The sequence below is a fragment of the Agrobacterium sp. LR_9 genome (assembly GCF_041954855.1).
GTDB lineage: Bacteria > Pseudomonadota > Alphaproteobacteria > Rhizobiales > Rhizobiaceae > Agrobacterium > Agrobacterium leguminum.
Map to the genome: position 1 here is coordinate 54674 of NZ_JAVAYA010000014.1, position 13704 is coordinate 68377.

General features: G+C 59.4%; 12 protein-coding genes and 1 pseudogene. 5 read left to right on the top strand and 8 right to left on the bottom strand.

What is annotated here, in order from left to right; all coding sequences use genetic code 11:
• Positions 1-11: 11 nt before the first annotated feature.
• Positions 12-470, bottom strand: a complete 459-nt coding sequence (locus RAC79_RS16720) for an Lrp/AsnC family transcriptional regulator (RefSeq protein WP_003521846.1) — start codon at positions 468-470, stop codon at positions 12-14.
• A 123-nt stretch (positions 471-593) separates the two neighbouring features.
• On the opposite strand from RAC79_RS16720, the gene RAC79_RS16725 reads away from it, so the two are divergent.
• The 3 genes from RAC79_RS16725 (at position 594) to RAC79_RS16735 (ending at position 4079) form a co-directional block, all read left to right on the top strand.
• Positions 594-1877, top strand: coding sequence for a cystathionine gamma-synthase family protein (locus tag RAC79_RS16725; RefSeq protein ID WP_174040283.1), 1284 nt, complete (start codon positions 594-596; stop codon positions 1875-1877).
• Between the two features lie 175 nt (positions 1878-2052).
• Complete coding sequence (locus tag RAC79_RS16730) at positions 2053-3450, top strand: cache domain-containing protein (RefSeq protein WP_174040285.1); 1398 nt, start codon at positions 2053-2055, stop codon at positions 3448-3450.
• Positions 3447-4079: a response regulator transcription factor gene (locus tag RAC79_RS16735; RefSeq protein WP_059761235.1), complete on the top strand. Its 633-nt coding sequence runs from the start codon at positions 3447-3449 to the stop codon at positions 4077-4079. The genes RAC79_RS16730 and RAC79_RS16735 overlap by 4 nt, the downstream gene beginning before the upstream one ends.
• 63 nt (positions 4080-4142) lie before the next feature.
• Here RAC79_RS16735 and RAC79_RS16740 read toward each other — a convergent pair whose 3' ends face one another.
• The 6 genes and pseudogenes from RAC79_RS16740 to RAC79_RS16765 form a co-directional block, all read right to left on the bottom strand.
• Complete coding sequence (locus RAC79_RS16740; RefSeq protein WP_065654906.1) at positions 4143-5255, bottom strand: TRAP transporter substrate-binding protein; 1113 nt, start codon at positions 5253-5255, stop codon at positions 4143-4145.
• A 68-nt stretch (positions 5256-5323) separates the two neighbouring features.
• Positions 5324-6829 (bottom strand): TRAP transporter large permease subunit, encoded by a 1506-nt coding sequence (locus RAC79_RS16745; RefSeq protein ID WP_374997296.1) that lies wholly within the window; start codon positions 6827-6829, stop codon positions 5324-5326.
• Positions 6830-6847: 18 nt separating this feature from the next.
• Positions 6848-7396 (bottom strand): TRAP transporter small permease subunit, encoded by a 549-nt coding sequence (locus tag RAC79_RS16750; RefSeq protein WP_059761233.1) that lies wholly within the window; start codon positions 7394-7396, stop codon positions 6848-6850.
• Positions 7397-7702: 306 nt separating this feature from the next.
• Positions 7703-8632 carry an MYG1 family protein gene (locus RAC79_RS16755; protein ID WP_174037430.1) on the bottom strand — a complete coding sequence of 310 codons (930 nt, stop codon included), beginning with the start codon at positions 8630-8632 and terminating at the stop codon, positions 7703-7705.
• A gap of 157 nt (positions 8633-8789) precedes the next feature.
• A pseudogene (locus tag RAC79_RS16760) lies at positions 8790-9056 on the bottom strand (hypothetical protein); the annotation flags it as partial.
• Positions 9057-9066: 10 nt separating this feature from the next.
• A complete protein-coding gene (locus RAC79_RS16765; RefSeq protein WP_174040289.1) occupies positions 9067-10317 on the bottom strand; it encodes an MFS transporter in 1251 nt (416 codons plus the stop codon).
• A gap of 91 nt (positions 10318-10408) precedes the next feature.
• On the opposite strand from RAC79_RS16765, the gene RAC79_RS16770 reads away from it, so the two are divergent.
• Both RAC79_RS16770 and RAC79_RS16775 read left to right on the top strand, forming a co-directional pair.
• Positions 10409-11266 carry a LysR family transcriptional regulator gene (locus RAC79_RS16770; RefSeq protein WP_174040291.1) on the top strand — a complete coding sequence of 286 codons (858 nt, stop codon included), beginning with the start codon at positions 10409-10411 and terminating at the stop codon, positions 11264-11266.
• A gap of 101 nt (positions 11267-11367) precedes the next feature.
• A complete protein-coding gene (locus RAC79_RS16775) occupies positions 11368-12291 on the top strand; it encodes a dihydrodipicolinate synthase family protein (RefSeq protein WP_080857775.1) in 924 nt (307 codons plus the stop codon).
• Positions 12292-12352: 61 nt separating this feature from the next.
• On the opposite strand, the gene RAC79_RS16780 is transcribed toward RAC79_RS16775, so the two are convergent.
• The gene (locus tag RAC79_RS16780; protein ID WP_174040293.1) at positions 12353-13486 is read right to left on the bottom strand and encodes an ROK family transcriptional regulator; all 1134 of its coding nucleotides are present in this window, start codon (positions 13484-13486) and stop codon (positions 12353-12355) included.
• Positions 13487-13704 lie beyond the last annotated feature (218 nt).

The window sequence follows — 13704 nt, forward strand, 5'->3', positions numbered from 1 at the left end:
GGCCGCGAAGCTCAGATGCGCCGCGCCTTGATGGTGTTCATGACGAAGCTGGTCTCAATGGTCTCGACGCATTTCAGCTTTGCAATCTTGTCCTTGATGAAACGCTCGTAATCCTCCAGCCCACCGCACATGACCTTGAGCATGTAGTCCCTCGGACCCGTGACGAGATGACATTCGAGAACCTCGTCCCAGTCAAGCACGGCCGCCTCGAACATCCGGATTTCGTCATCGTGCTGGCGGCTGAGGCGGACGGACGCAAGGGCGGTCATGGTCCATCCCTCGATTGCCGGATTGATGATCGCGGAGTACCCTTTGATGGCGCCCATCTCTTCCAGGCGTCGAAGCCGCCGCAGGCACGCCGATGCCGACAGTCCGACCCGCTCGGCAAGTTCGTTGTTGGTGATCCGCGCATCGGCAGACAATTCCTTGAGTATCCGCCTGTCGATCGGGTCTGCAATTTTTTGCGACATAAATGACCGTTCTCCGCAATATATTGCTTCATGAGATAACTTGACGCTTCAGAATGCAAGGTATTTTGGTTTCACTGCGTGTAACCTGCGGGTAGTTCAACGCCAGCTCAGGGATCATCGGAAATGACCGCGCCGCATCCGTCCAAAACCCATATCGGCAACCACGCTCTCCATCCTGAAACCCAGATGCTCAATTACGGTTATGATCCGGAATTGTCGGAGGGCGCCGTCAAGCCTCCCGTGTTCCTGACATCGACCTTCGTTTTCAAATCGGCGGAAGACGGGCGCGACTTCTTCGACTACGTCTCCGGCCGCAAGGAGCCGCCGGAGGGCAGGGGCGCGGGCCTCGTCTATTCGCGCTTCAACCATCCAAACAGCGAGATCGTCGAGGATCGTCTTGCGGTTTATGAGCGCACCGAGAGCTGTGCGCTGTTCTCCTCGGGCATGTCCGCCATTTCGACAACGCTTTTCGCCTTTGTCCGGCCCGGTGACACCGTGCTGCATTCCCAGCCGCTGTATGGCGGCACGGAGACGCTGCTGGCCAAGACCTTCCATAATTTCGGCGTCTCGGCGGTGGGTTTCGCCGATGGTGTCAGCGAAACCTCGGTGATGGCTGCCGCAGAAGAGGCGATGGCGAAAGGCAGGGTCTCCGTCATCCTCATCGAGACCCCCGCCAATCCGACAAACAGCATTGTCGATATTTCGATGATGAGCCGGGTCGCCGATGTGATCAGCGAAAGGCAGGGGCACAGGCCGATCATCGCCTGCGATAATACGCTTCTCGGCCCGGTGTTCCAGCGGCCCATCGAATACGGTGCGGACATCTCGCTCTATTCGCTGACGAAATATGTTGGCGGGCATTCCGACCTCATTGCCGGCGCGGCGCTCGGCCGGAAGGAAGTCATGAAACAGGTGAAGGCGTTGCGTGGAGCAATCGGCACGCAGCTCGATCCGCATTCGTGCTGGATGCTCGGACGTTCCCTTGAGACGCTGCAGATCCGGATGGAGCGGGCGGACAGCAACGCCAGGGTCGTGGCGGAATTCCTGAACACGCATCCCAAGGTCGAGAAAATCCATTACCTGCCGTTCAGCGATCCGGCGTCCGCGGTTGGCAGGGTATTCGCCGCTCAATGCTCCGGCGCGGGATCGACCTTCTCGTTCGACATCGTCGGCGGGCAGGCCGCATCTTTCAAATTTCTCAATGCGCTCAACATATTCAAACTCGCGGTAAGCCTCGGCGGCACGGAGTCTCTTGCGTCTCACCCTGCAACGATGACGCATTCGGGAGTTCCTGCCGATGTCCGCCAGCGCATCGGTGTGCTGGATTCCACGATCCGGCTGTCAATCGGCATCGAACATCCCGACGATCTTGTCGCCGACCTGACGCTTGCCCTGGATCAGGCCTGACGAGGGAACGCGGCTTACCCCACGCGCCACAGAAATGATTGAAAGCTGCCCTCAGGTTGCAAACCGGGATAGGGTCACTCACGGTCGCGTCGCGCGGCTCGCTTTCCAACGTCGCCGATTTGCGGCATTAAGTGTTGTGAAGTGAAGTGTGCAAGATGAATGTGTCGGGGGGCGCATGAAACTCAGGAGCCAGATTCTCGCATTGGCCATCGGGCCTCTCGTTCTTGCGATTATCGTCATCACAGCGCTGATCACGTGGCAGTCCATGACGCTGGCGCGCACGAGCATCGATGCGTTCGAACGAAACATGCTCGCGGCAAAGGAGGCTGAACTCCTTAACCTCACCAATCTTGCCCTTTCGGCGATCCGCTCGGTCTATGCCAGGGCAGGACCTGATGACGAGGCCGCGAAGGAAGAGGTCAAGCGCATCCTGACCGGTCTCGACTACGGCACTGACGGCTATTTCTTCGTCTATGACTATGACGGGCTGAACGTGGTCCATCCGCGACAGAATTTCCGTCCGGGGAACAATTGGCTGGATCTCCACGATCCCGATGGCAACCGGGTGATCTACGATCTGATCGTCGAGGCGAAAAAGGGGGGAGGGCTGGTCCAGTACAAGTGGGAAAAGCCTTCCACCAAAAAAATGGCCGACAAGCTTTCCTTTGCGGCCGGCCTCGACAAATGGCGCTGGATGATCGGTACCGGCGTTTACCTCGACGACGTTTTTGCGACGACGGCAGCGGCGAAGGAGGAGTTGCGGCATTCGATCACCTGGAACTTCCTGATCGTCGCCCTGTTTGCGGTTCCCGCCGTATTGCTGGTGTTTGCCACCTGCATGTTGCTCAATCTGCGCCAGCAGCGGCTGGCGGATGGGCGGCTCAAGGAATTGATGCAAAGGATCATCGATACCCAGGAGGAGGAGCGTCTGCGCATTGCCCGGGAGCTGCATGACGGCATTTCCCAAAATCTTGTCGGCGTGCGTTTTGCGATCGATCTCGCGCGGCGCAAGGTCACGCCGGATAATGTCGGCGCTGTCGAGGCAATCGGCAAAGGCGCCATTGCGCTGAACGAAGCGATCAAGGAAGTTCGCCGCATCTCGCACGATCTTCGCCCGCGTGTCCTCGACGATCTGGGGCTGACGGCGGCTCTGGAATCCCTGATCTCGAGTTTTTCCGAACGCACGGGAATCGCGGCGACGCTTGAATCGGTAGCCTTCAAGCATATGCTTGTCCCGGAGGCACGGGTTGCGCTTTACCGTGTCGCACAGGAGGCGCTGACCAACATCGAGCGCCATGCCGACGCAACGCAGGTCGCCATCCGGTTTTCCAGTCGCGACGAACGGGTCCAGATGGATGTCAGCGACAATGGCCGCGGTTTTCCTGCCGTTCGGACAGAAAACGGGATGCCGGCGAGCAAGGGGCTCGGTTTGAGAAACATGCAGGAACGCATGACGCATTTCGGGGGCAGGCTGGATGTCGAAAGCTCCGCCAGGGGAACCGTTCTGCGGGCAGTGTTGCCCATTACCGCCATGAAGGATCGCAATAGCGGCCTACAGGAGGCCGCCGAGTGACCGTTCATCCGATCCGTGTGTTGTTGATAGACAACCATCCTCTGGTTCTGGATGGGTTGAGGGCCGTCCTCGAGACTTACGAGCATCTCGCAGTCGTCGGAACCGCCGTGTCCGCCATGGCCGGTATCGACGCGGCTGTCGCCACGCGGCCAGATGTGGTGCTGATGGATATCAACATGCCGCAGATCAATGGCATCGATGCCCTGGAGCTGTTTAAGGAAAAGCAGCTTTCCGCCCGGGTGCTGATGCTGTCGATGCATGACAGCCGGGAATATATATCGACATCGGTCATGTATGGTGCGGCCGGTTACATTCTGAAGGACGTGGCGACCGAAGAAATAGTCGCCGCAATCGAAACCGTGGCTGCCGGCGGCACCTATTTTTCCTCTGGCGTTCGCGATGTGCTGATGGAGGGGTCTTCGGGCAGGCTGAAGGCGCTGACGACACGCGAGCAGGAGGTTCTGCTGCTGATCGCGCGCGGAAAGAGCAATCGCGACGCTGCCCTGGCGCTCGACATCGCCGAGCGCACGATGGAAACCCATCGCAAGAACATCAAGAGGAAACTGGATATAGCGACGACCGCCGGTCTCATCCGCTATGCGATCGATAACGGGCTTATCAAAGAATAGCTGCTAGAGGCCCGAGGCCCCGGAATGTCGCCATTCGGGGGCCTCGGTAGAATCTATGTCGGCTTATTTGCCGGCCGTCTGCATGGCATAGCCGTAGCTGTCATAGGTATATTCGGCGACGCGGAACCATTCGAAGCTCTCATCGCGGAACTTCTTCCAGCCCGGATAGATCTTGGCCCATGCGGGATGCTTCTGGGTGTACTCGTCATAAAGCTCGAAGGTCGCCTTATAGGCGGCGTCGAGCACATCGCGGGGCAGCGGGCGAAGCTGCGTGCCCTTGGAAACCAGCGAGCGGATCGCATCCTTGTTCTTGACGTCGTACAGCGCCTGCATGTTGATGTTGGCGGCCTTGCAGGCGGTGTCGAGCGCTGCCTTGTATTCATCAGGCAATGCTGCGTACTGGTCCTTGTTGACGAAGAAGTGGATCGTCAGTCCGCCTTCCCAGAATGCGGGATAATAGTAGTATGGCGCGATCTGGTAGAAGCCGAGCTTTTCGTCGTCATAGGGACCGACCCATTCCGCGGCATCAATGGTGCCCCGTTCCAGCGCCGGATAGATGTCGCCGCCCGGAAGCTGCTGCGGCACCGCGCCAAGCTTGGCGAGCACCTGTCCGGCGACGCCGGCAATACGCATCTTGAGGCCCTTGATATCCTCGAGGCTCTTGATCTCCTTGCGATACCAGCCGCCCATCTGGGCGCCCGTTGCTCCACCGGGAATGCCGATGACGCCGTAGTCGGAAAGGAATTCGTTGTAAGCCTCGTTGCCGCCGCCGTGGTAGAGCCATGCGTTCTGCTGGCGGGCGTTCAGGCCGAAGGGGATGGTCGAACCGATGGCGAATGTCGGATCTTTCCCGGTGAAATAATAGCCGCAGGTATGGGAAATCTCGACGGTATTGGCTTTTACGGCGTCGATGGCCTGGGCGCCGGGAACGATTTCACCGGCCTGGAAGACCTGGATTTCGAACTTTCCGCCTGTAATCGCCTTCAATGCATTGGCCATGACGACGGCGCCGCCATAGATCGTGTCCAGATTGTTCGGGAAGCCGGACGTGAGACGCCAGCGAACGGTTGGCAAAGACTGGGCTATGGCGGGTGTCGCAAGTGCCGAAGCAGCCGCAGCAGCCCCTGCAAGTACGCCGCCCGACAAGAGTTGTCTGCGACCTGGGTTGACCTTCATAGATTACCTCCTCCTATTGAACGTCAGCGATTTTTGTTGCGGCGGGCGCTTTTGCGCCCGGCCGATTGTCATGGGGTGGCCGGCTTTCCGAAGCTCGGTGCGCTGTTGCCGGGTGCCGAGAAAGGATTGGCGAAGGGATCGGCGTCCGTTCCCGCACTCGGCATGGGAACGTTGATATGGACGGACGAAGGATCCGCCACCTTGGCGCCTGACTTGTAGTGCATCACGATGCCGGGGAAGGTGATGATGATGACGACCATGGTCAGCTGGATGAACAGATAGGGAATGGCGCCCAGGTAGATCTGGGACGAGGTGACCGGCTGGATCGTCTGTCCCGTGATCCGATCCTTGTAGGCCCGCGTCGGTGCGACGGACCGTAGGAAGAACAGAGAGAAACCGAAGGGCGGGTGCATGAACGACGTCTGCATGTTGACCGCCAGCATCACGCCAAACCAGATCAGGTCGATGCCAAGCGCATCGGCGACCGGCGCCAGCAGCGGGATGATGATGAAGGCCAGCTCGAAATAATCGAGGAAGAAGGCCAGGAAAAAGACCAGCAGGTTGGCGACGATCAGGAAGCCGATCTCGCCGCCCGGGATCGATGTCATCAGATGCTCGACCCAGACGTGGCCGTTCACGCCATAGAAGGTCAGGGAAAAGACGCGCGCGCCGAGCAGGATGAGCAGCACGAAGGACGACAGCTTCGCCGTGGCGTGCAGCGACTGCTGGATCAGACCGAAATTGAGCTTGCGGTTGGCAAACGCAAGGGCAAGCGCGCCGACAGCACCCATGGCACCACCTTCCGTGGGGGTGGCGATCCCAAGGAAGATCGTGCCGAGCACGAGGAATATCAAGACGAGCGGCGGCACCAGCGAGGTGATGACCTTTAGCAGCAGCTTGGTGCCGCGCAGGGTCCGCGCCTCCAGCGGCAGGGCCGGGACTTTCGCGGGGCTGATGATCGAGGTCACGATGATATAGAGCGCATAGGCCGCCACGAGCATAAGACCCGGAACGAGCGCGCCCTTGTACATGTCGCCCACCGAACGGCCAAGCTGGTCGGCGAGCACGATCAACACGAGGCTGGGCGGGATGATCTGCGCCAGCGTGCCGGAAGCCGCGATCGTGCCGGCGGCGACCTTGCGGTCATAACCATAGCGCAACATGATGGGAAGCGAGATGAGGCCCATCGAGATAACCGAGGCGGCGACGACGCCGGTGGTGGCGGCCAGAATTGCCCCGACGAAGATCACGGCAAACGCAATGCCGCCGCGGACCGGTCCAAACAGCTGGCCGATCGTGTCCAGCAAATCCTCCGCCATGCCGCTCTTTTCAAGAATGAGCCCCATGAAGGTGAAGAACGGTATCGCCAGCAGCGTTTCGTTCGACATCTGGCCGAATATGCGATCGGGAATGGCCTGGAACAGCGTCGCTGGCAGCAAGCCGAGTTCGATCCCGATGAAGCCGAAGAAAAAGCCGACAAAGGCTAGCGCGAAGGCCACGGGATAGCCGAGCAACAGCACGATGATGAGCGCCGCAAACATGATGGGCGCGAGATTTTCCGCAATGAATGCCATTGTTGTTTTTTCCTTCGATCAGAGCATTGCCGCCGCGGCGTCAGCCTCTGCAACGGGATCGGGGATATCGCCGCGCAGGATCGCGACACGCTTGATGAGTTCCGAAACGCCCTGGATGGCGAGAAGGCTGAAGCCAATCGGTATCAGCGCCCAGACCGGCCATTGAATGAGGCCGCCCGTGTTGTTTGAAACCTCACCGGAAGCAAGTTTCTGCAGAAACACCGGCCAGGAGAGATAGACCGTGATGAGGCAGAAGGGCATGAGAAAGAAAATGGTCCCGAGAATGTCGACCCACAGCTGTCCCTTGCGCGGAAGATTACCGTAGACCAGATCGACCTTCACATGCTCGTTGTTAAGAAGCGTGTAGGCGGCGGCGATCAGAAACACGGCGGAAAACAAATACCACTGCGATTCAAGCCAGGCGTTGGAGCTCATCGAAAACGCCTTGCGCATGACGGCATTGATGGCGCTGATGAAAATAGCCGCGAGAAGCAGCCAGGAAATGCCTTTGCCAATGGCTGCATTGGCGGCATCGATGGCGCGCGAAACGGCCAACAGAAACTTCATGATATCCTCCCCGAAAGCGGCCGCGTACTCCTCAATACGTGTGTGACCGCCATAATTCGGGCAGGATAACCATGGTGGCCTGACGCTCAAGGGCGCGCGCCGGCGAATTTCCTGAGACGTACCGAGAACTGGGTATGGGTAAGATCAAAACCCGCATCGGGGCTTAATTTCGCTTCCCGCTGCCGGCCCAAATCCGTGTTTCCACCTGCCAGAAGATCACCGGGCGAAGCCCATCTGAACACCGGCCGTCGGTTCAAATCCGCTTAAACCGCAAGACGCGTATCACCCGCACGGTCGGCTGCGATGTCACTGTTTGGCTGCGGTCGCCGCTTTTACCGCCAGCTCCGCCATGGCGAGTGCCGCATCGCGGGTTCTGGCCGCCGCGACAAATCGGCCGTTGTGGCAGAAACTCGCGCCTTCGACGCCGCAAACCGCTTCCAAATCTTTGTCCGTCAGGCCGGCCCAGGCCGCCGGCAAATCCGCCCGCAGTTCAAAGCCTTCATCCTCGCGGCGGATACCCGTCAGGCACCAGTCATTGTTGCGTGGATGAACGACGAAGAGCAGATGGTCGGCGCCCGCCTTCTTGATGGCGGGCCGAAACGGCATTCCCATCGGCAGTTCCAGAATATGTCCGTCGCCGGCATCAACGATAGCCCGGCTCACGAGCGCTTCAGCCCGCAATTTCGCGGCGCTGTTGGCAATCTTTGCCTCCACGAAGCTGCGGGCGATGGCCAGCGCCGCGTGGAAACTGCGATTGTCCGCTTCGGGATCTGTCTCGTCGAAAACAGGTTTCAGAGTTTCCAGCAACACGGGCAGGGTCAGCCCGGCGAGTGCCCCGGCGGTGGAGGGGCTGAGCGCGCCATTGTCGACCAGATCGACCGGCAGCACGAAGCTGGCATCGAAAGAGGCGTGAATGGTTTCGATATGGTCTTCAGGAACGCCAAAGGCGGCGAGATAATCGCGGCCGAAATGCTTCCAGATCAGTCCGAACGAACTATAGGGCTGACCGTCTTCGCGCAACGGCGCACCGCGCTGGTGGTGATCGAAGGCTCCCTTCGCCGCGTCATAAACACCGCCGACGTCATAGACGATGCGGTCTGCGCCGGGTGCGATCCATTCCGGCGCCCTGCTGCGGATCAGGCGTGCCTGCGGGAAAAGCCGCGTCAGCACGACGCTCGACAGCAGTTCGTCGGCATGGAAGCCACCGGAATGGGTGACGAGGAAGTCCGGGATCATGTCAGGATGCGCCTTGTTGCTTGCGGAAGCTCCGCCTGGGAGTGGCACCTGATACCCTTTGCCGGACTGCATCTCAACCCGCCATTCGCAATGGAGGCTAAAAGCAACGATATGCTGGACGTCGTGATCCGAAGGAAAGGCGGTTTGTCACCGCGTTTCAAGCCGTCTTCAGGATCGACAGGTGGGGTGCCGACCGGTCATTCCCGCTCGTTTTCCAGCGGTGAAAGGCGGCGCGTCCGAGAACGGCGACCGAGGTGTCCTCCTGGATGTCGTCGCTTGCCTCGGCAAGATATCCCGCCCTGTTGAGGTCCGCCGTGACCTGCGCGGTCACGTCATCCTGTCCAAGCGGAAAGCGCCCGACTGTCACGATGCCCAATTGCGGCTCGCCGTGCACCACCACCTTGCCGGTTTCGGTGAACCGCGCCTATCCCGTTTCATGAAGAGCCGATCTGAGCTTTCGGCAGGCGCGGCGATGAGATTGTGAGGGGCAGCGCTGTTGCGACCACCGGCACGATCAGTGCGGACCATGCTGCCCCGTAGCCGAGATGATCGACCAGAAGGCCGAATATATAGGGGCCGATTGCCATGACACCCAGGCAGATCGTGGAAGCGAAGGCAATCGTCGACGCTATCGAACCTTTCGGTGCGCTTTCGGCGATCTGCAAAAGATAAAGTGGAAACCACCCGATCCCGAATATTCCCAGCACGACAAGCACGATGAGGATAATCGGCGTCGGAACGCCGATGGGCAGTGCCGCGAGGATTGCGGCAGCGCCTGCGGCAATGACGGATACCAGGCCGAAGGATTGCGTACGAAGGCCGGGCCGGAAACGGTCGCTGAGCCATGGCAGCAAAATCCGGCCGGGAATGCCCGCAAACTGCGTTGCGGCAAACATGGACGATGCGGCAAAAAGGCCTAGCCCCAATCCATCCGCCATGAAGCCGATGACGTGCGCGGTGAGGGTGAATTGAAACGCGGACATGGCGATACCAAGCCGTAATACGGGCCAGAAGCTCGAATTCTGCCCGACCTCGCGGGCGAGTTTTGTCAGGGAAAGCGGGCGCTCGGTTTTTGCGGCCACATCGCCTCCCTCGCGATAGAGACCCGAGAAGAGTGCGCCGCCCGTGACGGAAACACCGGCGCAGAGCCATGCTGCCGCATGCCATCCGTAACGAACCGCCATGAACGGGAGGAGGGCGGCCGCGATCATCGTTCCGAAAGGAACCGCAGCCTGCCGAAACCCAGTCGCTATGCCGCGCTTGGCAGGCGGGAACCAGCGCATGATCGCCCGCGTGCCGCCCGGTTGGACCGCAGCATAGGTGCCGCCCAGAAACGCGATGCACAAAAGCAGCGCCGGCAGGCTGTTTGCGAATGCCGCCGCGCAGGCCATCGCGAGCGCCATGCCGAGCATGGCAATGCCGACAATGCGGCGCTCACCGTGAATATCGATGGCGCGGCCGAGCGTGAACATCGTCACGATCTGCACACCGTTCATGACGGTCACGGCCAGTGATGCGGATGCGAGGGAGATGCCGAATGCTTCCCGCCAGAAGGGCACGAGGATGTAAATCCCCTGCGATACGAACGAGCCTGCGGTTTGCGTTGCGACGGCGACTGCGAGGACTGCCCAGATCCGGCGGTCGGTGGCGGGCGTGGGCGAGGTCGAGGAAATCTGTGAAGACACGAAAAGCTCCTGTCGAGAGTTTTCGTGCAATAGCGCTCGCGAGAACCCGATAGAATTAGGGGCTTGCGCATTTCAGCGATAACAGCTTGTTATGCGAAACATGCGCTCATTGGATCCCGAGGCCGTCGAGGCTTTCCTTCTCGTTGCCGAATTGCAGTCTTTCACACGGGTTGCAGGCGTGATGAACACGTCACAGGCTGCGATATCGCTGCGCCTGCGCCGGCTTGAGGACATGCTGGGGCATCGTCTCGTCGAACGGACGCCGCGTCGCGTGCGTTTGACGGCGGCCGGCGAACGCTTTCTGGAGCCCGCGCGGGCTTATGTTGCGGCCGGCCGGCGTGCGCTCGATGTCTTTGGGCAGGAGCCGACCCGCCTCGCAATCGGTTTCACGCATCATTTGATCGGGGCCGATCTGCCCCGGATACTCCGGGTGATCAGCGAGCGTGAGACGAGCGTTACGCTTCATTTGCGCACCGCCGGCACCAGGACCCTGCTTGAGCTCTACGATGCCGGCGCGCTCGATGCGATCGTCGTGTTGCGGCATGACGACATTCGCCGCGATGGCGAGTTGCTGTTTCAGGAAAGCTTCGGCTGGTACTGTAGCGCGGATTTCGATCTGCCTTCGAACCTGCCGGTGCCGCTGGTGCTTCAACCGGAGCCCTGCAATTTGCGAGCCATGGCCCTTCGGGCGCTGGAGGCGGCGGACATCGCCTGGCGTGAGGTATTCGTCGGAACCGGGGCAACGGCGGTGGGAGCGGCTGCCGAAGCCGGGATCGGCGTCGCACTGCTGGCGCGAAGTGTAGCGCCCGCCGGTCTGCGGGAGGTGAGGGAAGGCCTGCTCCCACAGCTTTCGAAACTGGACGTGGTGATGATTTCCGCGGTTACCGGCGATCACGCGAACGCGGTGCTGCGACGGATCACGCGGGCATTTCAGTCCCCACGAGCCTGAATGGCCTATTTTCGAATTTCATCTTCGACAACTCTGATCCACGCCGGCAAGGCTTCCGCATCGGAATGCCGGAACCACATATGTTTGACAGGACGAAAACAATGACCAAGCGTATCGAAGGCATCATTCCCGTGATGATCACCCCCTTCAGGGGCGACAAGATAGATTTCGAGGGCGTCGCCAATCTCGTGGAATGGTACATTGCCAATGGATCGGACGCGCTGTTTGCCGTTTGCCAGTCTTCCGAGATGATGTTCCTCAGCCTCGAGGAGCGCGTGGAACTGGCTGCTTTTGTTAAGAAGGCCGCAGCCGGCCGCATTCCCGTCATTGCCTCGGGCCATATCAGCGAGACGCTTGAGGATCAGCAGAAAGAGCTCAATGCCATCGCGCAGACGGGCGTTGACGGCATGGTGCTTGTCACCAACCGGCTCGATGCCCGGCAGGAGGGCAACTCGAAGTTTCTCGACGATCTCGGCTGGCTTCTCGAGCGTCTGCCTTCCGACCTGCCGCTTGGTCTCTACGAATGCCCGGCGCCCTATCGCCGTCTCATGACCGATGCCGAAATTTCCTTCTGCGCCAATAGCGGTCGTTTCGTTATCCTGAAGGATGTCTCCTGTGATCTTGAAACGGTCAAGCGGCGTGTAGCGCTCACCGCGAATACGCCGCTCGCCATCGTCAACGCCAATGCGGCAATTGCATTCGACGCCATGAAAGCGGGATCGCGCGGTTTCACCGGGGTCTTCACCAATTTCCATCCCGATCTCTACAAATGGCTGCTGACGGAAGCCGGCCGGCAACCGGAACTGGCTGACGAGCTGTCGGTCTATCTGGCGCTCGCCGCCATGGCGGAGCCTATGGGCTATCCCAAACTGGCGAAGCTCTATCACCAGCGCCTCGGCACCATAAGCGACATCGAAAGCCGTGCGGTGACGTTCGATATTCAGGAGCGTTTCTGGGCGATAGAGGCTCTTCTGGACAAGATCATGCAGGGCACGGAGGAATTCCGGCGGCGCATATCCAGATAGCGGCTTCCCCTGTTATCAACAGGGAGGCCAATGGGGAAAGAGTTCTGGCGGCCACGGCATGTCATGCCCAGCCTTTCAGCGCCCGCCCGGAATAATAGCTGGGCGTGGTGGCGCGGTAGATCGGTATGCTGGCGGCGCCCAGATGAGGCAGGTCGCTCATGATCGATTTGCGTATTTCCGGCGGCTCGACGAAAAAATCTTCGCCGAGTATGTCCAGAGAACCGATACGCCGCACGATATGTTCGAGAATCCAGTCCGGCAGCGATCCACCGAAAATGATGGCTGCCGGATCCATCGTACGGGCGACCGTCAGTGAAAGAAGGCGAAGCTGATCCGTTGCCCGCTCCAGCCACGACACCACGGCGGGATGGTCGGCATAACTCTCGTCAATGTCCTTCAGGCGCCGAATGCCGATGCCTTGAGCAGCCAGAGTGTCGCAGAGGTCCTGCCCCGAGGGGCGGGGATGGGATTTTGGAAACAGTCCGCCGAACTCGCCGGCATTGCCATTGGTGCCGCGATAGAGATGGCGCTGCACCACCAGGGCGCCACCGATGCCATATGTCAGCCAGATCATCGCGAAATTGCGAATATTGCGGCCTGCACCATAATAGAGTTCGGAAAGAATGACGGTGTTGCCGTCATTTTCGTGAAAGACCGGGAAATCGAAATAGGGCTGGAAGTCCTTTTCGACGTCGATATCGCGCCAGCTTTCGAACTGCTTGATGCGGAAGACATGGCCGCGATCCCTCTTGAAATGGCCGGGAAAGCTGATACCGCAGCCCAGCACATCTTTCTTTTTTATCTTCGCTTTTTCAATGACTTGCCGGGCGGATGCCTCGGCCATCTCCATAATATGCTCGAAACTGTGCCCTTCCAGTTCCGATCTGATTTCCTGCCTTATTGTGCCGTTGAGATCGGCCACGCAGACCCGTAGATCGTCTGGATTGAAGTAGACCCCCAGGGTGAAAAGCCCGTTCGGATTGATCTCGATGGCGGTGGAGGGTTTCCCCCGTTTACCGTCATTGCGGGCTTCCTCCGCCTCGAGGATGAGGCCGGATTCCAGGAGATTGGCCGTCAGGCGGGTAAGGGTGGGTGCGGAAACATCCATCTCCCGCGCCAGTTCGATGCGCGACATGCCTCCCTTGCCGCGCAAAATCTCGAGCAGACGCCGCTCATTGTAGCCGAGATCGATCAAAAAAGTCTCCCGCGAGAAATTATGCCGGATGATTAGCGAAAATTACGCGATTGTACACCGCGTTTCGCCGGAAATCCCGCCATTGAAATTGGGTGGCTGTAAGTAAAAATCAGGAAATAATGTGTTTTTTCAATATGATATTTTATTGTCATATTCAAAATAAATTTCGGCTTGACTAATTAATTTACATAAAGAAAATAAATAGCGGACAGCGGGTG

Bases quoted from the DNA above. Each gene is read 5' to 3' on its own strand.
- RAC79_RS16720 (WP_003521846.1), bottom strand. From the start codon at position 470: ATGTCGCAAAAAATTGCAGACCCGATCGACAGGCGGATACTCAAGGAA.
- RAC79_RS16725 (WP_174040283.1), top strand. From the start codon at position 594: ATGACCGCGCCGCATCCGTCCAAAACCCATATCGGCAACCACGCTCTC.
- RAC79_RS16730 (WP_174040285.1), top strand. From the start codon at position 2,053: ATGAAACTCAGGAGCCAGATTCTCGCATTGGCCATCGGGCCTCTCGTT.
- RAC79_RS16740 (WP_065654906.1), bottom strand. From the start codon at position 5,255: ATGAAGGTCAACCCAGGTCGCAGACAACTCTTGTCGGGCGGCGTACTT.
- RAC79_RS16745 (WP_374997296.1), bottom strand. From the start codon at position 6,829: ATGGCATTCATTGCGGAAAATCTCGCGCCCATCATGTTTGCGGCGCTC.
- RAC79_RS16750 (WP_059761233.1), bottom strand. From the start codon at position 7,396: ATGAAGTTTCTGTTGGCCGTTTCGCGCGCCATCGATGCCGCCAATGCA.
- RAC79_RS16755 (WP_174037430.1), bottom strand. From the start codon at position 8,632: ATGATCCCGGACTTCCTCGTCACCCATTCCGGTGGCTTCCATGCCGAC.
- RAC79_RS16770 (WP_174040291.1), top strand. From the start codon at position 10,409: ATGCGAAACATGCGCTCATTGGATCCCGAGGCCGTCGAGGCTTTCCTT.
- RAC79_RS16775 (WP_080857775.1), top strand. From the start codon at position 11,368: ATGACCAAGCGTATCGAAGGCATCATTCCCGTGATGATCACCCCCTTC.